Consider the following 25,921-nt stretch of genomic DNA (forward strand, 5'->3'; position numbering starts at 1 on the left):
TTCTTTTTCTGCCATATCATTTCCTGTGTTTCTAATTTAAGAAGTTCTGTATAATAACATTTTCAGCCTCTTCTTCTGTCAGACCAAGTGTACGCAATTTTAACAGCTGCTCATCGTTAATTCGACCGATTGCCGCTTCATGGATAATCGCTGCATTCAAATTACGTGCTCTGATTTCTGGAATTGAGCCGACTTCTGCATCATCCATAATAATAGAATCGCACTGAATATGTGCCTGACATTTATTATTTCCAACAGCCTTTGGATGAAATGTCTGGACAGATCTGCCTTTTCCAACTGAACGGGAAATAATCTGTGCGGAACTGTCTTCTCCGTTTAATCTCACTTCTATATTCGATTCTGCTGTCTGCTCTCCTTCTGTCATAAGACGTTCTGTCACATACAACTTTGCGTCTTTTTCCATTTCCACCATTGTCTCGCGGACTGTCGAATCAACGCCTTTTATCTGGGCTGTATCCAATGTAAATACAGAATTTTCTCCTATATAAATATTAGTAACAGGATTTAAAACTTTTCCTCCCGTACCATTTCCCTCACCATAATGCTTTTCCTCATATCGTACATTTGCATTCTTTCCAACATGGAATGTATGGATTCCGTCATGGCGGCTCTCATTACATCCGCTATTGTGGATTCCGCATCCTGCTACGATCGACACATCTGCACCGTCTTCGATATAAAAATCATTATAAACAAGATCTGTCATTCCAGATACACTGACAACAACAGGAATATAAACTACCTCGCCTTTTGTTTCTCCATCGATATAAATGTTTATTCCCGGTTTATCCTCTTTCTTTTTTATCTTAATATGTTCGCTGTCTCCATGACATATTGATGTTCCGTTTTGACGCAGATTGAAAGCTCCGCTTTGACTAAACTTGTTATCGTTAATAACATTCAATACTTCTTCTGTAACCTGATCTAACTTTACCATCCGTCTATGCTCTCCTTTCTCTGTTTTCTGCGCAGTTATGACACTTTTGAACTCCGTTTAGATACGGAAGAACATCTTCTCTTTTGCCTATTTTTTTAATCTCTCCATCGTCGATGATCATAATACGGTCTGCCATATCAATGATTTTTTCCTGATGTGAGATTACGATCAGACTCTGCTTCTTTTCTTTATGCATCTCTTCGAATTTCTGTATTAACATTGAAAAGCTCCACAAATCTATTCCTGCTTCCGGCTCATCGAAAATACATAATTCATGGTCTTTTGCCAGCACCGATGCAATCTCGATTCGCTTCATCTCTCCACCAGAAAGAGTCCCGTCTATCTGACGCTCTACATACTCTTCTGCGCATAATCCTACTGCAGTAAGCAAATCACAGCATTCATCAATTGACAGACTTCTTCCTGCTGCCAATGTAAGAAGCTTGGAAACAGGCATTCCTTTGAATCTTGGTGGCTGCTGGAATGCATATCCGATTCCTGCATTTGCCCGATGATTAATATCATAATCTGTAATATCCTGCTCATTCAGCATGATTTTTCCACTATCTGCCTTTTCAATTCCTATCAATGTTTTCGCCAACGTAGATTTTCCACCACCATTTGGTCCGGTAATCACTAACATCTCCCCATCATCTACATGAAATGAAATATCATTGAGAAGACATTTTCGACTCCCATTATCATTTACATATAATGTTAAATTTTCTGCTTTTAACACTTTCCTCACCTCGTATAATTTTATTTAGGAAAACACTTTCCTGATATATAAAAAAAGCCTGAGAAACTTAGCATTTCCAGGCTTTATAGATAAAAGGCACAGATCGGATTTGAACCGATGAATCAGGGTGTTGCAGACCCACGCCTTACCACTTGGCTACTGCGCCTCACTATATAGATATGGTATCCATAACTGTTTTATATTATACCAAGTATTTTTAGTGGAGTCAAATAAATTTTTGTTTTATTTTGCAGGAGATTTTCTCTTTTGCACAAAATCTTCTCAGAAAGAAGAAAAAATGCCGCTCTTTTTACAGAACAGCATCTCCTCTTTCATTTACCAGTTGATAACCTACAGATTCTATCCTCTTATCCAGACACTCTCTGCATTCTGCTGCCTCTTCTCCGGTGCAGATCTTGTTATCATATAAATCATATTGTTTTCTTGTCTTTAGGGGCGACAAATTTGGCATTACAACATTTGCTCCTGCCAAGAGTCCCTTTTCTCTTCCTTGCGGATCCATTGTTCCAAGAGCTGTCGTTGCCGGAAGCAATACTGTCGGCAGTAAAATACGAATTACAGACAGTAAAAATAATGTTTTCTCCACACTTCCCGCTGATTTTTCAGCAAAACAGGTGTCATGATGCGGAATAAACGGACCGATGCCTACCATCTGTGGCTGTAACTCCTGCAAAAATAATAAATCTTCTGCCAAAGTTTCCACGCTCTGTCCCGGAGAGCCTACCATAAATCCTGCTCCCACCTGGTATCCTAATTTCTTCAAATCATACAAACATTGTTTTCTATTTGCAAGACTCATCTCTGCCGGATGCAATACTCCATAATGTTGTTCATCCGCAGTCTCATGACGAAGCAGGTAGCGGTCCGCCCCTGCTTCTTTATAAGCTTTATAACTTTCATAAGATTTTTCTCCTACTGAAAGTGTTACTGCACATTCCGGATATAAGGTCTTGATTCTGCGAATAATCTCCACCAGTTTTGCATCCGTGTACCAGACATCTTCCCCGCCTTGCAGAACAAATGTCCGAAAGCCTAATTCATAACCATTCTCACAGCATGCCAGGATATCCTCCTGCGATAAACGAAATCGTTTTGCATTTTTATTACTTCTTCGAATCCCACAATAGTAACAATCGTTTTTACAATGGTTTGTAAATTCAATCAGCCCTCTTGTAAATACCTTCGTTCCATAATAGTGTTTTCTTAACCTGATGGCCTCTTCTTTTAGAAGCTCTCGGATATCCGGATCATCCTGCTGTTTTAAAATTTCTATAAACTCTTCTTTTGTTAATTTTTGACGCTGGATTAATTTATCTACCGCCTTCATATTTCCCCCAAATTTTTATCTATTCTTATTGAACTGCTTTAAATGCCTCATCCAAATCCTGAAGAATATCATCAATATTTTCTGTACCGATTGAAAGACGAATTGTGTTTGGTTTGATTCCCTGATCAAGCAGTTCTTCTTCTGTGCACTGGCTGTGTGTTGTTGTTGCAGGATGAATAACAAGTGATTTCACATCTGCCACATTTGCCAGCAATGAGAACAATTCCAGATTATCAATAAATTCCTGAGCTTTTGCTGCATCTCCTTTAATTTCAAATGTGAAGATAGAACCTCCTCCATTTGGGAAATATTTCTTATAAAGCTCCTGCTGTTTTGGATCTGAATCTACAGATGGATGATGTACTTTCTCTACCTGTGGATGGTTATTCAGATACTCTACAACTTTCAGTGCATTTTCTACGTGACGTTCAACACGAAGTGAAAGTGTCTCAAGTCCCTGCAGGAAAATAAATGAACTGATTGGAGAAATTGTAGCTCCTGTATCTCTTAAAAGGATTGCTCTGATCTTTGTTACAAATGCTGCAGCTCCACAAGCTTTTGTGAAACTGATACCATGATAGCTTGGATTTGGATCTGTCAGTGAAGGGAATTTTCCTGAAGCCTCCCAGTCAAATTTACCACCTTCAATGATAACTCCACCGATTGTTGTTCCATGTCCACCGATAAATTTTGTTGCTGAATGAACTACGATATCTGCGCCGTACTCAATTGGTCTTACAAGGTAAGGTGTTGCAAAAGTATTGTCTACAACAAGTGGAATTTTATGTTTATGTGCAATATTTGCAACTGCTTCAATATCAACTACATCTGAATTTGGATTTCCAAGAGTCTCAATGTAAATTGCTTTTGTATTCTCCTGAATCGCATTTTCAACCTCTTCCAAGTTGAAAATGTCAACGAATGTTGTCGTAATTCCATAATTTGGAAGTGTATGCTCAAGAAGGTTAAATGAACCTCCGTAGATATTTTTAGCAGATACGATATGATCTCCCTGCTGAGCAAGATTTTCAATTGTATATGTAATCGCTGCTGCTCCTGATGCTACTGCAAGGGCTGCTGTACCACCTTCCAATGCTGCAATTCTCTTCTCAAATACATCTTCTGTAGGATTTGTCAGACGTCCGTAAATATTTCCGGCATCTTTTAACCCAAAACGATCTGCTGCATGCTGGCTGTTACGAAATACATATGATGATGTCTGATAAATCGGTACTGCTCTTGCATCTGTAACCGGATCTGGAGTTTCCTGTCCTACGTGTAACTGTAATGTTTCGAATTTAAAATTTCTCTGATCTCTTGTAATTTTTGCCATGGTTCCATATCTCCTTTGCCTGTGCTGTTTTTTGGGTTCAAGTTTTTATTAGTCTATAAATAACGGAGTTGAATAATATCTGTCTCCACTATCCGGCAACAATGCTACGATTGTTTTCCCTTTATTTTCCGGACGTTTTGCAAGTTCAATCGCTCCTTTAAGAGCTGCTCCCGAAGAAATACCTACCAGAATTCCCTCTAATTTTCCAAACTGTTTTGATGTTGCAAATGCATCATCATTTTCAATTGTGATAATCTCATCATACACTTTTGTATTTAACACATCCGGTACAAATCCTGCTCCGATTCCCTGAATCTTATGAGCTCCTGCTTTTCCTTCTGAAAGAACCGGTGATGTTGCCGGCTCAATTGCTACAACTTTCACATCTGCTTTCTGAGACTTCAAATATTCACCAACACCTGTCAGTGTTCCGCCTGTACCAACACCTGCCACAAAAATGTCTACTTCACCGTCTGTGTCGTTCCAAATCTCTGGTCCTGTAGTAGCTCTATGTGCTGCCGGATTGGCTGCATTTACAAACTGTCCCGGAATAAAGCTGTTCGGAATTTCTTTTGCAAGCTCATTTGCTTTCGCGATTGCACCTTTCATTCCCTGTGAGCCTTCTGTCAGAACCACCTCTGCTCCATATGCTTTCAAAATATTGCGTCGTTCCACACTCATTGTCTCTGGCATAGTAAGAATCATTCGATATCCTTTTACTGCTGCGATAGATGCAAGTCCGATTCCTGTGTTTCCTGAAGTTGGCTCAATAATAACAGAACCTTCTTTTAAAATTCCTTTTTTCTCTGCATCCTCGATCATCGCTTTCGCAATTCTGTCCTTTACACTTCCTGCCGGGTTCAGGTATTCAAGCTTTACAAGAACTCTTGCTTCCAACCCTAACTCTTTTTCAATATTCGTTACCTCTACAAGAGGTGTATTTCCTATCAATTCCAATGTATTTTTATAAATATTTGCCATTTTACGATTCCTACCTTTCCTATACAATTAGTATGTTTAACGCGTTAAAGTTATTATATTCCTGTTTTACCTATTTGTCAAGTAGGTTTTTATGTTTTTTGTTTTTGCTAAGGGAGCCAATTAGGGAGGGGAGTTAGTGCCATTCGGGGACGGAGTTTAGTGGCTTTTTTACGAGTAAAAAAGCCACTAAACTCCGTCCCCGAATGGCACTGGTCCCCGCTTTCCCTATTTCGAGAACAATACTCCTAGCAGGCTTCTCTTCTTAATCGCCTGTATCTCACTGGAACTGCGAATCACCTGTGCAGACATCCCCATATTACGTAATTCCTGTTTCAATGCAACAGCCTGCTTCTCCGACAATCCATCTTTCACAAAAAATGGAGTTTTCCTTAAATTCCCATTGATCTTAAAATCATATTTTCTTGCTATATTAGCATAATCTGTTCCCTGTCCGATATAATCTACCATCAATCCAAGGGCAATTACTTGTTTCGAAGGATATTCCGGTATATCATACCATTCGTCTACCGGCTCCATCTTATATTTAATTCCATAAAAATCAAATGCTTCTTCTATATAAGAACATACTTCGCCATCCAGACTTTCAAAAAGAATAATTGGCAGGTTCGATACAATTTTTCGGGCTTCATGTTCTTCCATCCCGGTTATTATATGTAGATATCTTGCTATCTCCAACTCTTTACCTTTACAATTATTCAGTATCACCCGGTAATTTTGTTCTTGCTGTATCATACTGCCTCTCCTATTTATTCAAATCAGACAGCACAAGCTGTCCTTTTTCTTTGCTTTTCTTCATATCTATAATTCTCTGGTTTCTGGAGCCTCTGAACTTAAGTGAAATATCTTTCAAGTCTTCCTCAAATTTACCATCCACAAGAATGTCAATATTTCCAAGTATTTCATCTGTTACTTCTGTATATTTTCTTCCGCCCGGAATTAAATCCTCATTCACAATGAATCCCGAATACACCCAAATATCCTTGTCCGGACATTCTTTTCTCATTCTCCGGATTAGTTTTACAAGTTCCCTTTGATTCTCCGGCTCCATCGGTTCGCCTCCGAGTATTGTCAACCCTTGATAATATGGTTTAGATACTTCACTGATAATAAAATCTTCTGTTTCCTGTGTATATTCCATTCCATAATTAAAATCCCATGTCTGAGGCTGAAAACAACCCTTGCAATGATTTGTACAACCGGATACAAATAAACTCACCCTGATTCCAACTCCGTTTGCACAATCTGCGATTAATATTTCACCATAATGCATTGTTAGTCCTCCATCTGCTTTCTCTATTCTCAAAGCTTTATTATTCCTCTGCTTTCACAGCCCAACGCATCTTCGTCGATCTTGCCCTTCCATTCTGTGCACATTCCTGTGCCGACGGACGAATCACATCCTTAGCATAATCCGAATAAATACCGGCCCTATACCCATCCTTCAGCGCACGTTTCACAAGCCTGTCCTCTCCCGAATGAAATGTTAAAATTGCCACTCGGCCACCCGGACGAAGTGCCAACGGCAGCTTTTCCATAAACTCATACAACACTTCAAATTCTCGATTCACATCTATACGCAACGCCTGAAATGTTCTCTGGCACGTTTTTTTAACTGCATCTTTCTTCTCTTTTTCCGGAAGAAAATCCAATGTCTTTTCAATTACTTGTCGGAGTTTTGTAGTAGTATCGATTCGATTGCCCTTTCGAACTTCATCTGTAATTGCTTTTGCAAGTTCCTCACAATATGGCTCGTCCGAATTTTCATATAACATTCCTGCAAGCTCTTCTCTTGAAATTGTATCGAGACGCTCTGCTGCACTGATTCCTTTCTCCTGATTCAAACGCAAATCTAATGGCCCGTCTACCTTAAACGAAAATCCTCTCTTTGGATTATCAATCTGCATTGATGATACTCCCAGATCTGCCAAAATAAAATCAAATCCGCCTACTTCTTTGGCTATCTCATCTATTGTACAGAAATTTTGCAAACGAATTGTCAAAATGTCTTCGCCAAATCCCTGATCTGCCAGACGTTTTCTTGTTTTTGCTGATTCCTCCGGATCCACGTCTGTCGCATAAATGTGTCCCTTCCCATCCAGGCACTGAAGCATCGCTTTCGTGTGTCCGCCATACCCCAGCGTCGCATCAAATCCAATCTCTCCCGGCTGAATCTTCAAGAACTCCAGAATCTCCTGCACCATAATGGAAATATGCATCCCTGCCGGAGTGTTTCCCTTCTGGATAACATGCTGAATTGTATCCTGATATTTTTCCGGTTGTAACTCTTTATACTTTTCCTCAAACTTCTTTGGGTATTTTCCTTTGTAGCGCACACGTCTCTTGTGCGGTGTCTGTGTTTCCTTTTCCATATTGATTTCCTTTCCTCTACAAACTATAAGTAATAGTATATCTCAATCTCTTTCTGCAAGATAGCGTTTCAGCAAAAATGTACAAAAATATGGAAATGTACAAATATTATTTTCAATTCCCAAATTACTATCTGCCAGTTTAATTCCCCAATGAATATCACTGTAATTTTTGTTTTCAATTAATTGCCTCAAAGATTTTGATCGATTTCGATTTGCTTTTACTTCAACTGGAACAAGTTCTGTTTTTGTACGCACAAAAAAATCTTCTTCTAATGTAGAATTTTCTTTTTTATAATAATACAGCCCAAGCCCCTGTTTTAAAAATGCTTCTGCTACAAAATTCTCATATAAAGCCCCTTTATATACTCCAAGATTTCTATTCGCACGTAAATCTTCCTGTGCTTCCTCATCTAACGTAGAAATCAGCAGTCCTGTATCTGGATAATATAATTTAAATTTTGTGTCATCATAATTGCCTTTTAAAGGTAGTTCCGGAAAATACAGGCAATTACACACAGAAACTACACCTGCATCTCTTAACCAGTCAATGCACCCGGTATACTCACGACTTCTGGAGTTTTTCGTCACTTTACTTAACTGAAACTTTTTATTCTCCTTCGCCAACTGTACCGGTACACTCCTATATACACTTGCAATCTTTGCCTGATCCAGTCCCTCTGCATATTTACGTATATCTTCCTCGTAATCCATCCGTATCTGATTCTGAATTTCCAAAGTATCTGTAAATGTATTCGTCTCTATATACTGTTTTACTACTGCCGGCATTCCACCTAATACACAGTACTCAAGAAATAATTTTTTATATACATTCAACTCCGTTTCATTAAATGCAGTTCCTGTTCTCATATGTTCTAATATTTCCAGAATATGAACCTTTGAATAACCTTTTGCCCACAAGAACTCTTCAAAATCCATAGAAAACATTTCATAATCTGTTTTATATCCCACACTGTTGCTATGAATCTTTTTGTAATTAACACCTAGTAGAGAGCCACTGCAAATAATATCAAATCTTCCATCTACCTTAAATGCTTTTAAAGATGTCGCTATATCCGGAAATTCCTGCAATTCATCAAAAACAATCAATGTTTTTCCCGGTTCAAACCGCTTTGTCGGATCTAATAGAGAAATATTTTTTATAATATTTTCCACTTCATATCCATCACTTAAAATCGTCTTATACTTTTGCTCAAAAACAAAGTTGATATACACAATATTATCATAATTGATTTCCGCAAAATGATTTATTGATTCCGTCTTTCCTATTTGCCTTGCACCTTTTATAATTAACGGATTTTTATCTGGTTTCTGTTTCCACTCCAACAAATACTCATCGATTTTTCTTTTCAAATACATATCAATGCCTCCATGTTGTATCTTACCTACTTTATAATATATTCATATTATCACATTTTATGAAGATATTCCAATCATATTTCACATTTCATGAGCGTATTTTTCACTTTTTATCACATTTCATGAGCGTATTTTTCGCTTTTTATCACATTTTATGAGTGTATTTTTCTATTTTTATCACATTTCATGAGCGTAATTTCTCAGTCCAGTAATAAATAAAGGGTGGCTTTTCATTCGCCACCCTTTTAAAAAACTAGATTTTATTTGTACTCCGGATTTGTATGATTAGATAAATGCAATACTCTGTCTTTAATCTCCTGTGTACGCCCCTGATTCCAGAACTGTGTTCCGATATATCCACATGTTCTGCGGGCTACCGACATCTTTGACTGGTCACGATTTCCACAGTTTGGGCATTCCCACACCAGTTTACCGGAATCTTCCTCTATAATCTTAATCTCTCCGTCATATCCGCAACATTCACAATAATCACTCTTTGTATTCAACTCTGCATACATGATGTTTTCATAAATAAACTTCATAACAGCTAATACTGCCGGAATGTTGTTCTGCATATTCGGAACTTCCACATAGCTGATTGCACCACCCGGTGAAAGCTTCTGGAATTCAGCTTCAAATTTCAATTTACTAAATGCATCAATCTCTTCTGAAACATGCACATGATAGCTATTTGTAATATAATTCTTATCTGTAACTCCCGGAATAATTCCAAAACGCTTCTGCAAGCATTTTGAGAATTTATAAGTTGTAGACTCCATCGGAGTTCCGTAAATAGAATAACTAATATGCTCAGCCGCTTTCCATTCATTACATTTATCATTCAAATGCTGCATAACTTTAAGTGCAAATGGTTTTGCTTCCGGATCTGTATGTGATTTACCATACATTCTCATACACATCTCATAAAGTCCTGCGTATCCAAGAGAAATCGTTGAATATCCATCATATAATAATTTATCGATTGTCTCTCCTTTTTTCAATCGTGCGAGTGCACCATTCTGCCACAAGATCGGAGCGACATCAGAAATTGTTCCCTTCAAACGCTCATGTCTGCAGCGAAGTGCTCTATGACATAATTCAAGACGTTCGTCCAGAATCTTCCAGAATTCATCCATATCTCCGTTTGAAGAACATGCTACATCTACAAGGTTGATGGTAACAACTCCCTGATTAAATCGTCCATAAAACTTATGCGAACCGTCTGCATTGAGCTGGTTATCTTCAACCGTAAGGAATGAACGGCATCCCATACATGGATAAACTTCACCTTTTTTCAGTTCCTTCATAATCTTTGCGGAAATATAATCCGGAACCATTCTCTTTGCTGTACACTGTGCAGCTAACTCCGTTAAGTGCCAGTATTTTGAATCTTCTGTAATATTATCTTCATCCAGCACGTAAATCAGTTTTGGGAACGCCGGTGTAATCCATACACCTTTCTCGTTCTTTACGCCTTGCATTCTCTGGATCAATACCTCTTCAATAATAGTAGCCAGATCATCTCTTGTCTTACCTTCCGGTACTTCATCCAGATACATAAACATCGTTACAAATGGTGCCTGGCCATTACATGTCATCAATGTAATAAGCTGATACTGGATTGTCTGAATACCGCTTCTTACTTCATCACGAAGTCGGCGCTCTGTCACTTTATCAATAATTGTCTCATCTAATACTTCGCCACATTCTTTACGCTCTGCAATAACATTTGCACGTATTTTCTTTCGGCTAATGTCAACAAACGGTGCCAAATGTGCCAGTGTGAATGACTGTCCGCCATACTGGTTACTTGCAACCTGTGCAACAATCTGTGTTGTCACGTTACAAGCTGTAAAAAAGCTGTGTGGTTTCTCAATCATAGTTTCACTGATCACTGTACCATTCTGAAGCATATCTTCCAGGTTAATCAAATCGCAGTTGTGTTCTCTCTGCGCAAAATAATCTGTATCATGGAAATGGATAATCCCCTGCTCATGTGCCTGCACGATTTCTTCCGGCAGTAATACACGTCTTGAAAGATCCTTGCTGACCTCTCCTGCCATATAATCTCTCTGTGTTGAGTTGATTACCGGATTCTTGTTAGAATTTTCCTGTTTAACTTCTTCGTTGATATGATCCAACAATGCAAGAATGCCGTTATCTGTTGTGTTGGACTTTCTCTTCATCTCACGTTTATAACGATAGCGCACATACTTCTGTGCCACTTCATATCCTCGCATCTCCATGATGCCGGTCTCAACGAGATCTTGAATATCCTCTACATTCACTGCATGTGTAGATTCTTCTACTTCTTTTGCAATCTTATCTGCAATTGCTGAAATCTGGAAGATGTTAATCTGATGGAGATTATCAACTTCTTCATTCGCCTTTTCAATTGCATGTGTAATCTTGGAAATGTCGAAAGATACCTCTTTTCCATTCCTTTTTATTACTTTTGTCTTTACTTCCGGGCTCATCACAATCTCCTCCTGTTACTATATATTCCGTTCTATACTTTTTCATACACTATATCTTGTGTGAAGTGTCTGAATCTATCATACATCATCTTGCACAGAAAAGGAAGTACAAATTTAAGCCTTTTCTTCTCTTGTTTTCAGACAATTTCATTTTTTGGCTCAACCAGTAGGGTTTGAGCTACTTTATTTTTACCAGATATCAATTGTATTTTTTTTATACGTGATAATTGCTTGACAGCATATTCTCGTCGCATCGCTTCTTCTTTTGTAGCAAAAGTCTCATAATATACCAGCTCTACAGGGCATCTGCTTTTTGTATACTTTGCCCCTTTTCCCGCATTATGATCCTTTATCCTTTTTTCCAGATTATTCGTCCATCCGGTATAAAAACTGCCGTCTTTACATTTCAAAATATAAGTATAGTTCATATTTCTTTTTTCCCTTTAAATGCCGGGAACAGTTTCTGCTCCCGGCATTCTTTCTTTGCGCACTAAATAGTATTCTACACCATGCATTGTTTATAATGCAAGCCCAAGTCTGCGTTTTATTAAATCTGCACAAAAAGACGCAGACATTACTGTCTGCGTCTCATCTCAACTCCCCGAGTTGGGTTCGAACCAACGACCCTTCGGTTAACAGCCGAATGCTCTGCCGCTGAGCTATCGAGGAATACCTATATTCAATTTATCCCAGTATCAATTGATACTGGGATAAGTGGAGAATACGAGATTCGAACTCGTGACCTCCTGCTTGCAAGGCAGGCGCTCTCCCAACTGAGCTAATCCCCCATAACATTGTTTTGTCTTACAACTTTTATAGGATAACATAATCCCATAAAAGTTGTCAAGACAATTTTTTTAAAATGACAGCAATTTTGTCAACAGCGGATTCATTTGATACAATCCCGTGAGAACCGGGCTTTTCTCTATCAGTTCAAAACATTGTTTACCCACATCTGTTGAATAGATTAGTGTCAGCACAAGAAACAGAAGCCAGACAATCACCAGAGCGACACCCAGTCCCAGCACTCCGCCTCCGCAATGATTCAGAAAGCCCAGCATCGGCAGCTCGCCTATAATGTCCACCGCCACCATCAGTGCCCGCACGATCACAAATGTCAATACAAATGTAACCAAGAATGATAGTATCTTTATCACCATTCTTGAGATATACTCTGCAACATAATTTGGGAATTTAGACACGCCCAGTTCATCATAAATTTCCGAATTATTATTTTCCAGCAAAGCAGTTTTTAAGAACGATGGCAAATTTGATTTTTCAATCAGACTGATCTGCTGATCCTTCGGAATTTCTCCAATAACATTCAAAATATCATCTGTTGTGATCCCGATTCTCTTCCAGTCCTCATTTGCAATATTTTGCAATGTATCATCATCAATATTTGCAAATGGTGTCCCTGTCAAATCCTTTCCCTCGAAAATAGAACCCGACACCTCCGGCATAAACGATTCTACACACTTCTTTTCTATCATTTCATCTATCGGAGTATATTTTGCCAATGCATCTGCCACATATGGAGATAAATACATCATAATCACAATTGTCAGAACCGATGACAATAATGATAATCCAATTTTAAAAAATCCTCTTATATATCCCACTGCAATGCACAGTAAAAATATTACTCCTACAATAATCAACAACCAGTTATCCATATTTTTCTCCTATCGTACCAGATAAATCACACGCAATTCATTTGTCCCCATCACCCAGTATTTATTAATTCCATTTGCCGGAATGACTGATAAAATATTCATTCCCAAATCCTTATTAACCCTCTCTACACCTGTCTTTGTGATAACACAGTATCTACTGCCTTCATACATAATAATCTCGCTTCCGGTCATGCTGACATTACTATATTCACCTTTTATGTCTTTACACATGATCTGCTTTCCTGCCTTGTTATACAAACACACTTCATAACCGGTTTTATCTTCTTTCAACAAAATGAAACCGATATATTTTGATGTGTGAAAGGTACCCTGGATTTCTTGCTTCAACGTAACTTCTTTCTTTTTCTTCGGAACATCCTTACCCGAATAGATTATAAAAGAATGATCGGAAACAACTACAAGATTGGATTTATCCATAAAATAAATTTCCGGCATAATCTCTTCATCATATTCTTTCTGACTGACGATGTGATTTGTTTTATTCTTACCTTTTTCTCCGAAATTGTAACAAATCACTTTTGATTTGAGGCTTCCGTTTCCTGTATCCAGATAAGTCACTGCCAGCACTGTACCGTCTTCGGACATATCCAACGCTGTCGGATATCCGAGACTGCTTACCGAAACTTCATTTTCCACCAGAATATTGCCCGAAGAATCATAAGTCACTATATAAGGTGTATTCCCGTTCTTCAAAATTATGCTTATAACACCTTGATTTGAAATAGAAATCTTTTCAACCGGCAATGTCGTCTCAAATTCCCCTTTTAACCCTTTACGGTCAAAAATCTGAACGGAGTTTCCTCCACAATCAGCAATTGCAAACACGTTTTTATTTACATCAATGATTGGATTTTTAAATTGTCCTGACTGAATCCACAACTCTTTATTCTTATGATTTAGATATGTCACACCATTTCTGCTATAACGAACAATTCCATTATGAAATGCAACATATTGATTGTTATCTGACGATGTCTTCGTGTAAGATGCGGCTTTATAAACCTTTGAATATGCGTGTTCTGTTATAAGCATATAAGTTCCGGCCACTACCATAATAAGAAAAAAGAGAATTGTTGCATTTCTCTTGGCCCGGGCAGTCCGGTATTTTCTTGTCAAATAGTTTATTTCTTCCATTGACAATGTCCCCGACGCCTTCAGTGTAGATTTTCTCTTTCGTACCATATTATACTTACCTCTTAATATGTTTTTCCAACGCTTACTAACGCTCATTATAGCATGAAGTTATGGCAATAGCAATTTTTGTCCGATATAAATCAGGTTACCATCCTCAAGCCCATTCATTCTACAAATAGCATCTACATGTCCTACGTCCCCATACATTTTCCGACTGATAATTGCCAGTGTATCGCCCTGCTCTACCACATAAATTCCATCTGAACCATTTACCTGTGTATCGCCTGACACCGTTTCTGTACTTTCTTCCCATGCAGTTTTTACTTCATTATTTTGATTTGGATTTTCTTTTGTTTCTTCTTTCTCTGTATCTTCAATATTTCCTGCTTGTCCCTGCTCACTATTATTCTGTTTTGTATCTGTCTTTTTCGCTTCTTCCTTCGCAGCTTCTCCTGTTACCGCAGTTACATTTCCGCTTGTTTCTGCCACCTCTTCACCAGCAGAATCTTCTATTCCTGCTCTTTCTCCAAGTGTAACCTGTGCTGCCTTCATTTTACCGAAGTTATTGATCATGACCGCCCCCATCACAACAACAAGAAGAATAAGACACGCACTTACTCCTTGCATGATACGATTTGTGTAAACTTTCTTTTTTCGTTCCCCCGTTTTGGTGTGCACAATATTTCGAAAATCCTTCGCTGCCTGATCTTCCACAGTTTCCGTGGGAGACATCCCATTTTTCTTTCTATTTGCAATCATATAATCCTGCATACAAGGATTTTTTTCATAATAGGTATAATGTCCTGCAATCTCCATAAGATCATTGAATTTATGCACATAATACGCTTCCTCTTTTTCTGCCGCATCTTTCATGATAAATACTGTATTCTTTTTCGGAAATGATTTTTTATGTAAACGCAAAGTATTGTTTGATACTGTTAATTCTATATTGGCCTGCGTCACAAACCATCCCAGCAATTCTCCGTTTTCAAAAAATTCTTTACAATCTTCATAGGCTTGTTTCCAGGTTTCTTCATCTATCACAAACCCGGATTCATCTGTTTTAAGATCATGCATCTGAATTGCCCCATATATATAGACATATTCTTCTTCCTTTGTCTTTTGCATGTCTCCGACAAGAAATGCACCGATTGGTGTTTCTCCTGCTTTCTCGCATAGTTGGGTAAAAAAAGTATCTACATAATCTTCCACATATATTTTAGGTGTATCACTTACATTTCCGATCTGACGTACGTTTTTTGGTATCTGTCTTTCCATTTCTACTCACCTCTGCTATATTTTTTGCAGGTATACCAGCGCGCACTGTAATTTGGCATCCCGCAGATTGTCTAAAGAACAGGAATCCGTTCCACATTGAACACTCAAAAGAATAGCACCTTGGAAATGTATGATTTTATCATTTTCTGTCAGGAGAATTCGACAAATAAATAATGGGGTTACTTTATCTTGTCAGAAGTGCTATGATAATTTCAGAATTTGGAAATCTGGTGATTAAAATGAAATTAAAGAATAAATTATTAGATCAGCTTCGCAAAGAAGCATTGTACGATCCTGTTGACTTAAAAAAGGAATGGGGTGAAGATTTTTACGAATGTATCAGAGATATTGCAGAACATCCTGTTGTCCTTCGCATGAAATTATACCCTCATCACGGACACACTAACTGTTATGAGCATTGCCTGCATGTAGCCTATTATAATTATGTAGTGTGCCGTTATTTTCATCTGGATGCCCGCTCTGCTGCCCGCGGCGGTATGCTCCACGATTTATTTTTGTATGACTGGCATACTCATGCCCAGAAGACCGGTGAACGTTTTCACGGAATCCACCATCCCAAACATGCCTATCGACATGCAAAAAAATTCTTCAACCTGAATCCGATTGAAGAAGATATCATTCTTGCCCACATGTGGCCGGTAACAGTTTTAAAAGTACCAAGAACAAAAGAAGGCTGGATCACCACTTTGACCGATAAATATTGCGGGGCTCTGGAGACCGGGCAGGGACGGAGTTAGGCGGCTTTTTTCATACGAAAAAGCCGCCTAACTCCGTCCCTGTTTGGTTACTCGTAGTATATCTGCTGATTTCCTTCTATACAATTCTTCATAGAAGACTCAACCCATTTAATTACACCTTCAGTATCTCTATTCGCTATATATGTCCACATTTTATAATTATTTTCATAAAGTGCCTCTAATCCATATAAAGCACAATATCTCTCCCACATCGCAAAAATCGGACTTTTAAAAGACTGTATTATCAATGGAATCAATGCATTATTTGACATTAAGGCGAATTCATGTTGAAATTCAAAAGCTGCCTGAACTGCCTCCGACATCTTCTGTGCGTCTTTCATCTCACATACTTTCTCGTATAAGATGTCTATCTGTTCATCACTAAGCGAATCTACACACAGCCTTGCCGCCAAAGTATCCAATGCAATCCTCACTTCAAATATAGAACGGATTTCTTCATTCCGAAGGCTTCCTCCATTATATTTCATGATAGCCAACAGAGTTTCAATTGTTCCTTTTCTTCTGTAATCTGCCACATAAGTTCCGCTTCTCGCTTTAACATGAACAAATCCCATTTTTTCAAGATCGGATATTCCTCCATTCACAACCGCTCTGCTGACCTGCATCATCTCTGCAAGCTGTCTTTCGGATGGAAGTTTTTCTCCAATCTTTAGTTTTCCTGATAAAATCATATGCTGTAGTTGTTCTACAAAAAGCTCACGTAATGACGGAGAACTAATTTTTTGAAACTCCATTGACTCTCTCCTCTTCTTTTATATTATAAAAGTTTTATTTCTACTCAGCTCTTGACATTGCAATCTGGAAATCCTTCTGGTCTGTAAATATTTCATTCTTATATGGATTTTTCTTCTGTTCCTTTGCTCGTTTTATGATAAATGCAAGACAAAGTACATTTGCTGCCAACGCTATAATTGCTATAACACCCTGCATAGTCGGGTTTACTGCTGTTGGGCGAATCGCACTGTCCATAAATCCATCTGCATATAAAACCGGAATCACTGAAAATCTGCTTGCATCCTGGAATAATGGGAATACCTGTGCAAACATACACCATAATGCCAATGTATTCGCACGGTTCTGAATCCAGCCACCTTTGTTCCACAATGCATTTGCAAATGTCGGTGCTAAGAGCAATGCAAGTCCACAATACCATGTATGTGTCGGCAGGTTATTGTATGTATATTCAAAATTCCAAAGATCATATGCTATGATAAAGCACCATGTCATATCAGGCCAAAGCATATCTTTTTTGTCTTTTGAAGAATAAATCCCCCACCAGCCTGTCATACAAAGAATATTTAAAATTCCTGCAATACCATTTACCCAGTTCCACCAGCCTCCATACAGCCATACATTTTCTGAAGACAGCCACCAGCGGTCTCCATATTCTGCCAGTGCCATAGCACCACGAATTCCAGATTCGAAATCACTTACAACAGCAATCAAAATATTAACTGCAACAATCACAAACGGAAATACTTTAAACCATTCTGTTTTTCCGATTCCCCATTTGTATTTTAACATCATAAACCCAATACATCCAGCCGTAGCTGCATATAATTTCGCATAATGGAACCAGCTTGTCATATGCACATAAGTATCATTGTTCAATGCCCAGTCCATTCCCAAAGCCGCACAAACATAAATTGCAATAAAATATACTGTCAACAATACCGGAATCACTCCAAAGCAGATAATACCGCCCATTTTACTTCTTCTTGCAAATTCATTTGCAAGCACAAGACAGGTAAATACAAGCAGCCATCCTAATAATTGCCAGCCGGCTCCCTCTCCATAAATTTGAAATAACATGTTACATTCCTCCTCTTTTTGCATGCCATTTTTTCATCATCAACATGCTTCAATTTCTTTAATATTAAATTCATTCCCTGTTAATAAATATGTTTTTTCTCCGGAACAATACGGACACGTCCGTCCATACTCAACTGTTCCGTAAGATTTTTGGCAATCCTCACAAAAACTGACTGCCGGAATTTCTTCCGTGATCAATTCTGCACCTTTTATAAATTCATGCTTATTTACTGCCCATTTCCAGCAGTCCTTCAAATAAGAATCAACAACTCCGGATACTTCCCCGATTTCTAGGGTCACACTTGCAACTTCGCTGAGCTTATTTTCTACTGCTATCTTTTCAAGGCTGTCTATAATATGAAACACGATACCTAGTTCATGCATAATCCTACTTCTCTTTCTTACCAAACTTAATCTTAATTCCGCGCTTCAAGGCATATGGCAGGATTGCTTTCATCTTATCTTCTGACTTCACCATTTTACTGCAATCTGGGTTTTCTCTAAATAAATGAATCGCATCAAACTCACATTTTGTTGTGCAGACACCACATCCAATACATTTGTTCTCATCTACAATAGATGCTCCGCATCCCAGGCATCTTGCTGTCTCTGCTTTAACCTGCTCTTCTGTAAATGTTAAATGTGCATCCCGGAAAGATTTCTTGGCATCAATCTGCTTATCCATGCCCGGAATTTGTCTTGAGCCATTATCATATTCACTAACCTTCAAATTTTCTTTATCAAGTTCAATAAATTCTCTTCGGTTTCTTCCTATTGTAAGACTGCTATTCGGCTGCACAAAGCGATGGATTGATACTGCGCCTTCTTTTCCTGCTGCAATTGCATCGATCGCAAACTTTGGACCTGTATAAACATCTCCGCCGACAAACACATCAGGCTCTGCCGTCTGATATGTAAGTGAATCTGCAACAGCTCCATTACCGCGTCCTAATTCAACCTTACTGTTTTCCAAAAGATTTCCCCATTCAATACTCTGACCGACACTGAAATATACATGTTCACACGCTACTGTGATTACGTCATCCTCATCATATTTCGGAGCAAATCTGCCTTCTTCATCAAATACAGATACACATTTTTTCAAAACAATTCCTGTCACTTTTCCGTCTTTTACAAGAACTTCTTTCGGTCCCCAACCACAGTTAATCTGGATTTCCTCTTCTTCTGCTTCTTGAATTTCTTCTAAAGAAGCCGGCATTGTTTCTCTGCTTTCCAGACAATACATTTGAACAGAGCCTGCACCACATCGCTGACTTGTTCTCGCCACATCAATTGCTACATTACCACCTCCGATAACTACCACATTGCCAGTTATCGGATATTTTTCATCTTCTCCAACTGTTCGAAGTAACTCGACCGCAGTCATAACTCCATCTGCATCTTCTCCCGGAATTCCAGGCAATCTTCCACCCTGGCATCCAATTGCAATGTAAAATGCTTTATAGCCTTGATTTCGTAATTCATCTAACGTGATATCTTTTCCAATCTCAACACCACAACGAATTTCTACACCCATCTCACGAATCACTTCGATTTCTGCATCAATTACATCTTTCTCTAATTTAAAGGATGGGATTCCATATCGAAGCATTCCGCCCGGTTTTTCATTTTTTTCAAATACCACCGGACAATATCCTTTTTCTGCAAGATAAAATGCACAGCTTAATCCTGCCGGACCAGCTCCAATGATTGCTACTTTCTCATCGAAAAGACGTCCTGTTGTAGGCGGAATAATTGGTGGAATATATCTTGTTTCCGCATGCAAATCCTGTTCAGCAATAAATTTCTTCACTTCGTCTATCGCTACTGCCTGGTCGATAGTTCCCCTCGTGCATGCATCTTCACATCGCCTGTTGCATACTCTTCCACACACCGCCGGGAATGGATTTTCTTTTTTTATTAATGCAAGTGCATCCTGATATTTACCCTGAGCTGCCTTTTTCAAATATCCCTGAACTGCAATGTGGGCAGGACAGGCCGTTTTACATGGAGCAGTTCCTGTATCATAACAATTGATACGATTCTTGTCTCTATAATCTTCTGTCCACTTTTCCGGTCCCCATTTTGCTGCATCCGGGAGTTCCTGCTTCGGGTATTCAATCATACCCTCATTCGTACAAAGCTTCTGCCCAAGCTTTACTGCTCCAGCCGGACAAAATTCTACGCAGCGTCCACATGCCACACAGTCTTCGGTTGACACTCTCGCCACGTATGCAGAACGAGACATGTTCGGAGTATTAAATAACTGTGATGTACGTAACGCATAACAAACATTAACATTACAGTTACAGATTGCAAAAATCTTATTTTCGCCGTCTATATTTGTAATCTGATGAACAAATCCATTATCTTCTGCACGTTTTAAAATATCTATCACTTCATCATAAGTAATATATCTGCCACCTTTATTTGTCTCAACAACATAGTCTGCCATATCACCTACCGCAATACACCAGTCTGCCGGATCATCTGCACAGCCTTCCCCATATGTTTTTCTGGACAATCGACAAGAACATGGACTGGCTGCGTATTTTCCATCATATTTTTTTAGCCAATGCGAAATATGTTCAATATCTACTGACTGATTCTCCATCTCGATTGCTTTTTCCACCGGTATTACATGCATTCCGATTCCAGCTCCTCCAGGCGGTACCATTGGAGTTACCTTCTCAAGCGGAAGCCTTGACATACGTTCAAAAAAATGAGCCAGTTCCGGATGTTCTTTTAATCGTTCTTCATTCATGTTGAAGAACTCTGCGCTTCCCGGAACAAACATTGGAAGTACATATTGTTTTTCTTTTTTCGGATTCTCCCAGTTGTATTCCAGAAGCCCAATCTCACTCATGTCATCCAACAATTTCTGCAGTTCTTTTTCTTCTTTTCCTGTGGCTTTTAAAAGCTGTGAAAATGTCATCGGTTTTCGGACTTTCATCTTCAATGCTACCTCAGCCATCTCATCTGTTACAACTCCGGCCAGTCCCCAATATTCCGGATCATCTACTGTAACTTTGTGACCAATCCTATCTGTGACTTTCTGTCCCAGTTTCAAAATCAGTTCTCTCTCTTCAGCCATAATTTTGCCCCTCCTTTCATTTTAATTTTTATTCTTGCCAAATCTTTACTTCATTCAGAAGCCAGTCTGCCCACTTATCTATCCCTTCTCCTGTTTTCGCACAAATCGGAATAATCTTTGCATTCGGATTACGCATTAAAATATTTTTTTTGCAAGCTTCCATATCGAAATCAAAATACGGCATAACATCTATCTTATTAATCAATACAACATCGCAAATTGAAAACATCAATGGATATTTTAATGGTTTGTCATCCCCTTCCGGTACACTTAAGATCATTGCATTTTTTACTGCTCCTGTATCAAATTCAGCAGGACAGACAAGATTCCCCACATTTTCCAGAATTGCCAGATCTATATCCCCCGTCTCCAATCCTTCTAATCCTTGTGCTGTCATATCTGCATCCAGATGACACATTCCACCTGTATGTAACTGGATCGCTTTCACACCTAATTCTGAAATAGTCTTAGCATCCACATCAGAATCAATATCCGCTTCCATCACTCCGATTCGAATCTGATTCTTTAATGCTTCTATCGTTCTTGTTAATGTCGTTGTCTTCCCAGAACCAGGTGATGACATTAAATTTAAAAGATAGACCTTTTTTTCTTTCAATTCTTTTCTCACTTCATCCGCTCGTTTATCATTATCCGCAAAGACACTCTGCTTAATTTCCAGCGTTCTGAATTTCCCCATTACATTTCCTCCTTCTGTTTATTAATAATTGGCTATACCAATTATTGTCATTTTTCTATCATTATATTATTTTGCACGATTTTTGTCAATTTATCTTGATTTTTTCGTGTATTTCACACTAATATTTTCTCATTTTCTTTTATTTAATTCGTTTTTTCTCGTTTTGGTATCTGGTATAACCAGAACATTCTTTTTTATTCCAGCCTTACTTGACACTCACTATTTAATATGATACTTTGTAACTATTCGAAAGGTAATTTTCAATATTACACTATTTTATTTAAAGGGGGTTTTTACATGGCATGCTTTTTAGCACCGGCTACCGAAGCAATCGTTGTATCTGCAGCCGCACATCACAATCGCAAGGTAAGCAAGGACAATTCTTCTGAATCTAAACAGCAGGAATCTGTCACATTTTCATCTTACCTTGTTCAGAAACTGCAATGGTTAAGCACACTCTTATGGGGAGGAAGTTTTCTGCTTCTTATCGAACACATCTGGCACGGCGAGATTGTTCCCTGGTTTCCTTTCCTTACTGCGCTAAACAATCCAAATGACATTAGTCCTATGTTGACCGAAATTGCAACCGTAGGTACTGCTATGGCTCTTACAGTTACATTTACATGGTTTATTGCAGTTGCTGTTTGTTATATGGCACTAAAAAAACAGTCCGACAAATCTATAATTACTGATTAGTAGGAGGAATTGTTTATGTGTTTGATATTAACTTTTCTTGCAGCGGTCTTCACAAGCATAATTTGTTTCTCACACCCACAGTTTATCCAACAATTCCAGTTGCATAAACTTGCATTAATGTATTGGGGTGCAACACTGATGTGGTCAATTGATGGTGTTTTTCAATTACGGGAGGGAGAAGCATTTTTCGATTTGAGCCTTAATGATACTTTTCTTGGAATTGTAGTTATCATTTGTGGAGTTGTATTATGGGGATTAACCACTTTTGCTCATAGAAGAAAAACAGTATAAGAACCGAATAGGGATGAAATTAGGCGGCTTTTTTCATACGAAAAAGCCGCCTAACTCCGTCCCTATTCGGTTCTTATCTTAGCAGAAAGCTTTCACTTTCTCATAAATTCCATCTGTATCCAAACCATATTTCTTAAGCAGTTCTAATGCCGGTCCGGATTCTCCAAACACATCATTCACACCAATCTTCAGAACTTTTGTTGGAGCTTTCTCTGAAAGCACATCACATACTGCACTTCCAAGTCCGCCGATCACAGAATGTTCTTCAACTGTAACTACTTTACCTGTCTCTTTTGCTGCTGCAACGATTAGATCTTCGTCCAGAGGTTTGATTGTATGGATATTGATCACTTTCGCTTCAATTCCTTCTGCAGATAATCTTTCTGCCACTTCCAGACAATTTGCAACCGGAAGTCCGCTGGCTACGATTGTAAGGTCTTTTCCTTCACGAAGAACAACACCTTTACCCATCTCAAATTTGTAATCTTCTCTATCATTGATAACCGGCACTGCCAGACGGCCAAATCTCAAATAAACCGGTCCTTCATACTCATAAGCAGCTTTTACAGCAGCTCTTGCTTCTACATCATCGGATGGATTGAGAACAACCATTCCCGGAATTGAACGCATCAGTGCGATATCTTCGTTACACTGGTGAGTTGCTCCGTCCTCTCCTACAGAAATACCTGCATGAGTTGCTCCGATCTTTACATTTAAATGTGGATATGCAACAGAGTTACGAATCTGCTCAAATGCACGTCCGGCTGCAAACATTGCAAAAGAACTTGCAAATGGAACCTTTCCTGCTGCTGCCAGTCCTGCTGCTACACCTACCATATTACCTTCTGCGATACCACAGTCAATATGTCTCTCCGGAAATTCTTTTTTGAACACACCCGTCTTTGTTGCTGCTGCCAGGTCGGCATCCAGAACAACTAAATTGTCATGTTCTTTACCAAGCTCAACTAAAGCATTACCATAACTATCTCTCGTTGCGATCTTCTTTACTTCTGACATAATGCTTCACCTGCTTTCTCTAAATCTTCCATTGCGATCTTATATTCTTCATCGTTTGGAGCTTTTCCATGCCAGCCTACTGCATTCTCCATGAAGGAAACACCTTTTCCTTTTGTTGTCTTTGCAATAATTGCTGTCGGCATTCCCTTTGTCTCTCTTGCTTCTTTCAAAGCTGCTGCAATCTCATCCATATCATTACCATTAATTGTAATTACATGGAAATTGAATGCTTCGAATTTCTTATCAATTGGATATGGAGAGTTTACCTCTTCAATTGTTCCGTCAATCTGTAAATTATTATTATCTACAATCACAACCAGGTTGTCCAGTTTACGGGAACCTGCGAGCATAGATGCCTCCCATACCTGTCCTTCCTGAATTTCACCATCTCCAAGAAGTGTATATACACGATAATCTTCATTAGACAATTTTGCAGCAAGTGCCATACCTACTGCGGCTGAAATTCCCTGTCCAAGTGAACCAGATGACATATCTACACCCGGGATATGTTTCATATCCGGATGTCCCTGCAGATAAGAACCTGTATGACGAAGTGTTTTCAAATCTTCTACAGGGAAATATCCTCTGTGTGCCAATGCAGAATACAATCCCGGTGCTGTGTGTCCTTTTGAAAGAACAAAACGGTCACGGTCTGCTTTCTTAGGTTCTTTTGGGTCAATGTTCATTTCTTCAAAATACAGATATGTAAAGATATCTGCTGCAGATAAAGATCCGCCCGGATGTCCGGCTTTTGCGCTATGTACAGCAGTCACGATTCCTTTACGGACTTCGTTGGCTGTTTTCATTAATTCTAATTTGTCCATGAGACTCCTCCTGTTTTTTATGTTCATACGTAACTGTATTATAATACAGCACAACTACAAACCGCAAGCCTCTTTATGAGACTTGTTCGACCTACTCACCAAATACTGCAATATAGTCTTTTTTGAATTTTTCAATTCCTGCATCTGTCAATGGATGATGTGTCATCTGCTCAATTACTGCATATGGTACTGTTGCAATATCAGCTCCTGCAAGAGCACAATCTGTTACATGGATTGGATTTCTTACACTTGCTGCAATGATCTCTGTCTCAATTCCTGCAACTGCAAACATCTCTGCGATCTCTGCAATCAAATCTGTTCCTCTTGTAGAAATATCATCCAGTCTTCCAAGGAATGGTGATACATATGTAGCACCAGCTCTTGCTGCAAGAAGTGCCTGGTTTGCAGAGAAGATCAATGTCACATTTGTCTTGATTCCCTCAGCTGTAAGAACTTTAACTGCTTTGAGTCCTTCTACTGTCATTGGAATCTTAACAACCATGTTTGGATGAATCTTTGCAATCTCACGTCCTTCTGCAATCATGCCCTCTGCATCTGTTGTAGTAGCCTTTACCTCTCCACTGATCGGTCCGTCTACGATAGAAGCAATCTCAGCGATAACTTCTTCAAATACACGGCCTTCTTTAGCAATCAAAGATGGATTTGTTGTAACTCCACAGATTACTCCCATATCATTTGCTTTTTTAATATCCTCTACTTTTGCTGTGTCAATAAAAAATTTCATGTCTTGTTCCTCCTTAAAATACGACCTGTTCACGAGATAATTTTTGCAAATTTTTTATTTGCTCTCTTTACTTTCGATTATAGTCACGAAAAACAAAACGGTCAATAGGCCGGAAAATTATTAATAATTTCCTTCTGTTTATAAATTGATTTTATTAACAAAACTCAATTTATTTCATTGTTTATCTGCTCGTCATTTTTCAACTTAGCAGTTTTATCCCCATAATTAAACTATATAGGAATTTTATTTTTATA

General features: G+C 38.6%; 25 protein-coding genes and 3 tRNA genes. 3 read left to right on the forward strand and 25 right to left on the reverse strand.

Features of this window, described 5'->3' with window-relative positions; all coding sequences use genetic code 11:
• Positions 1 to 31 precede the first annotated feature (31 nt).
• The 17 genes from H8S40_RS14050 to H8S40_RS14130 all read right to left on the reverse strand — a co-directional run bounded on the left by H8S40_RS14050 (position 32) and on the right by H8S40_RS14130 (position 15,712).
• Positions 32 to 958 carry a SufB/SufD family protein gene (locus H8S40_RS14050; protein WP_118724093.1) on the reverse strand — a complete coding sequence of 309 codons (927 nt, stop codon included), beginning with the start codon at positions 956 to 958 and terminating at the stop codon, positions 32 to 34.
• 4 nt (positions 959 to 962) lie between these two features.
• A complete protein-coding gene (locus H8S40_RS14055) occupies positions 963 to 1,697 on the reverse strand; it encodes an ABC transporter ATP-binding protein (protein ID WP_022074940.1) in 735 nt (244 codons plus the stop codon).
• A gap of 94 nt (positions 1,698 to 1,791) precedes the next feature.
• Positions 1,792 to 1,863 (reverse strand) — tRNA-Cys (locus H8S40_RS14060).
• 144 nt (positions 1,864 to 2,007) lie between these two features.
• Complete coding sequence (gene hydE / locus H8S40_RS14065; protein WP_186865449.1) at positions 2,008 to 3,045, reverse strand: [FeFe] hydrogenase H-cluster radical SAM maturase HydE; 1,038 nt, start codon at positions 3,043 to 3,045, stop codon at positions 2,008 to 2,010.
• Positions 3,046 to 3,070: 25 nt separating this feature from the next.
• The gene (locus H8S40_RS14070) at positions 3,071 to 4,378 is read right to left on the reverse strand and encodes an O-acetylhomoserine aminocarboxypropyltransferase/cysteine synthase family protein (protein ID WP_022074938.1); all 1,308 of its coding nucleotides are present in this window, start codon (positions 4,376 to 4,378) and stop codon (positions 3,071 to 3,073) included.
• A gap of 48 nt (positions 4,379 to 4,426) precedes the next feature.
• A complete protein-coding gene (gene cysK, locus H8S40_RS14075; RefSeq protein ID WP_118724091.1) occupies positions 4,427 to 5,359 on the reverse strand; it encodes a cysteine synthase A in 933 nt (310 codons plus the stop codon).
• 225 nt (positions 5,360 to 5,584) lie between these two features.
• Positions 5,585 to 6,112 carry a hypothetical protein gene (locus H8S40_RS14080; RefSeq protein WP_186865450.1) on the reverse strand — a complete coding sequence of 176 codons (528 nt, stop codon included), beginning with the start codon at positions 6,110 to 6,112 and terminating at the stop codon, positions 5,585 to 5,587.
• 10 nt (positions 6,113 to 6,122) lie between these two features.
• Complete coding sequence (gene nrdG / locus H8S40_RS14085; protein ID WP_366482592.1) at positions 6,123 to 6,683, reverse strand: anaerobic ribonucleoside-triphosphate reductase activating protein; 561 nt, start codon at positions 6,681 to 6,683, stop codon at positions 6,123 to 6,125.
• Between the two features lie 7 nt (positions 6,684 to 6,690).
• Entirely contained in the window at positions 6,691 to 7,749 is a 1,059-nt protein-coding gene (gene rsmH, locus H8S40_RS14090) for a 16S rRNA (cytosine(1402)-N(4))-methyltransferase RsmH (RefSeq protein ID WP_186865452.1), read from the reverse strand.
• A gap of 42 nt (positions 7,750 to 7,791) precedes the next feature.
• On the reverse strand, positions 7,792 to 9,126 hold the full coding sequence (locus tag H8S40_RS14095) for an ATP-binding protein (RefSeq protein ID WP_186865453.1): 1,335 nt from the start codon (positions 9,124 to 9,126) through the stop codon (positions 7,792 to 7,794).
• A 260-nt stretch (positions 9,127 to 9,386) separates the two neighbouring features.
• Positions 9,387 to 11,603 carry an anaerobic ribonucleoside-triphosphate reductase gene (gene nrdD / locus H8S40_RS14100; RefSeq protein WP_117989994.1) on the reverse strand — a complete coding sequence of 739 codons (2,217 nt, stop codon included), beginning with the start codon at positions 11,601 to 11,603 and terminating at the stop codon, positions 9,387 to 9,389.
• A gap of 137 nt (positions 11,604 to 11,740) precedes the next feature.
• Complete coding sequence (locus H8S40_RS14105; RefSeq protein ID WP_186865454.1) at positions 11,741 to 12,031, reverse strand: GIY-YIG nuclease family protein; 291 nt, start codon at positions 12,029 to 12,031, stop codon at positions 11,741 to 11,743.
• A 169-nt stretch (positions 12,032 to 12,200) separates the two neighbouring features.
• Positions 12,201 to 12,272, reverse strand: a tRNA-Asn gene (locus tag H8S40_RS14110).
• A gap of 46 nt (positions 12,273 to 12,318) precedes the next feature.
• Positions 12,319 to 12,391 (reverse strand) — tRNA-Ala (locus H8S40_RS14115).
• 69 nt (positions 12,392 to 12,460) lie between these two features.
• Positions 12,461 to 13,279, reverse strand: coding sequence for a CvpA family protein (locus H8S40_RS14120; RefSeq protein ID WP_022075370.1), 819 nt, complete (start codon positions 13,277 to 13,279; stop codon positions 12,461 to 12,463).
• A gap of 9 nt (positions 13,280 to 13,288) precedes the next feature.
• Positions 13,289 to 14,482, reverse strand: coding sequence for a DUF5711 family protein (locus H8S40_RS14125; protein ID WP_186865455.1), 1,194 nt, complete (start codon positions 14,480 to 14,482; stop codon positions 13,289 to 13,291).
• A gap of 60 nt (positions 14,483 to 14,542) precedes the next feature.
• A complete protein-coding gene (locus H8S40_RS14130) occupies positions 14,543 to 15,712 on the reverse strand; it encodes a LysM peptidoglycan-binding domain-containing protein (protein ID WP_117989990.1) in 1,170 nt (389 codons plus the stop codon).
• 203 nt (positions 15,713 to 15,915) lie between these two features.
• Between H8S40_RS14130 and H8S40_RS14135 the strand changes: the two genes are divergently transcribed.
• Positions 15,916 to 16,470 (forward strand): HD domain-containing protein, encoded by a 555-nt coding sequence (locus tag H8S40_RS14135; protein ID WP_366482595.1) that lies wholly within the window; start codon positions 15,916 to 15,918, stop codon positions 16,468 to 16,470.
• A gap of 47 nt (positions 16,471 to 16,517) precedes the next feature.
• On the opposite strand, the gene H8S40_RS14140 is transcribed toward H8S40_RS14135, so the two are convergent.
• Genes H8S40_RS14140 through hypB form a run of 5 tightly spaced genes read right to left on the reverse strand, consistent with a single transcriptional unit; the run spans position 16,518 to position 22,094 of the window.
• On the reverse strand, positions 16,518 to 17,225 hold the full coding sequence (locus H8S40_RS14140) for a FadR/GntR family transcriptional regulator (RefSeq protein WP_118724081.1): 708 nt from the start codon (positions 17,223 to 17,225) through the stop codon (positions 16,518 to 16,520).
• 40 nt (positions 17,226 to 17,265) lie between these two features.
• Positions 17,266 to 18,303, reverse strand: coding sequence for a DUF5692 family protein (locus H8S40_RS14145; RefSeq protein ID WP_186865456.1), 1,038 nt, complete (start codon positions 18,301 to 18,303; stop codon positions 17,266 to 17,268).
• Between the two features lie 39 nt (positions 18,304 to 18,342).
• A complete protein-coding gene (locus H8S40_RS14150; RefSeq protein ID WP_118724079.1) occupies positions 18,343 to 18,687 on the reverse strand; it encodes a hydrogenase maturation nickel metallochaperone HypA in 345 nt (114 codons plus the stop codon).
• A gap of 4 nt (positions 18,688 to 18,691) precedes the next feature.
• Positions 18,692 to 21,397 (reverse strand): FAD-dependent oxidoreductase, encoded by a 2,706-nt coding sequence (locus H8S40_RS14155; protein ID WP_186865457.1) that lies wholly within the window; start codon positions 21,395 to 21,397, stop codon positions 18,692 to 18,694.
• A gap of 28 nt (positions 21,398 to 21,425) precedes the next feature.
• Positions 21,426 to 22,094: a hydrogenase nickel incorporation protein HypB gene (gene hypB / locus H8S40_RS14160; RefSeq protein WP_118724077.1), complete on the reverse strand. Its 669-nt coding sequence runs from the start codon at positions 22,092 to 22,094 to the stop codon at positions 21,426 to 21,428.
• A gap of 297 nt (positions 22,095 to 22,391) precedes the next feature.
• On the opposite strand from hypB, the gene H8S40_RS14165 reads away from it, so the two are divergent.
• Together H8S40_RS14165 and H8S40_RS14170 are read left to right on the forward strand one after the other, a co-directional pair.
• Positions 22,392 to 22,790 (forward strand): hypothetical protein, encoded by a 399-nt coding sequence (locus tag H8S40_RS14165; RefSeq protein ID WP_186865458.1) that lies wholly within the window; start codon positions 22,392 to 22,394, stop codon positions 22,788 to 22,790.
• A gap of 15 nt (positions 22,791 to 22,805) precedes the next feature.
• Positions 22,806 to 23,081, forward strand: a complete 276-nt coding sequence (locus tag H8S40_RS14170; RefSeq protein ID WP_118724075.1) for a hypothetical protein — start codon at positions 22,806 to 22,808, stop codon at positions 23,079 to 23,081.
• A gap of 78 nt (positions 23,082 to 23,159) precedes the next feature.
• Here H8S40_RS14170 and H8S40_RS14175 read toward each other — a convergent pair whose 3' ends face one another.
• From H8S40_RS14175 to fsa, 3 genes are all read right to left on the reverse strand, one after another.
• A complete protein-coding gene (locus H8S40_RS14175) occupies positions 23,160 to 24,098 on the reverse strand; it encodes a transketolase family protein (RefSeq protein ID WP_022075417.1) in 939 nt (312 codons plus the stop codon).
• Complete coding sequence (locus H8S40_RS14180) at positions 24,086 to 24,922, reverse strand: transketolase (protein WP_117989989.1); 837 nt, start codon at positions 24,920 to 24,922, stop codon at positions 24,086 to 24,088. Before H8S40_RS14180 ends, H8S40_RS14175 begins: the two co-directional genes overlap by 13 nt.
• 91 nt (positions 24,923 to 25,013) lie before the next feature.
• Entirely contained in the window at positions 25,014 to 25,667 is a 654-nt protein-coding gene (gene fsa / locus H8S40_RS14185; protein ID WP_117989988.1) for a fructose-6-phosphate aldolase, read from the reverse strand.
• Positions 25,668 to 25,921: the final 254 nt, after the last annotated feature.

The sequence above is a fragment of the Ruminococcus hominis genome (assembly GCF_014287355.1).
GTDB lineage: Bacteria > Bacillota > Clostridia > Lachnospirales > Lachnospiraceae > Schaedlerella > Schaedlerella hominis.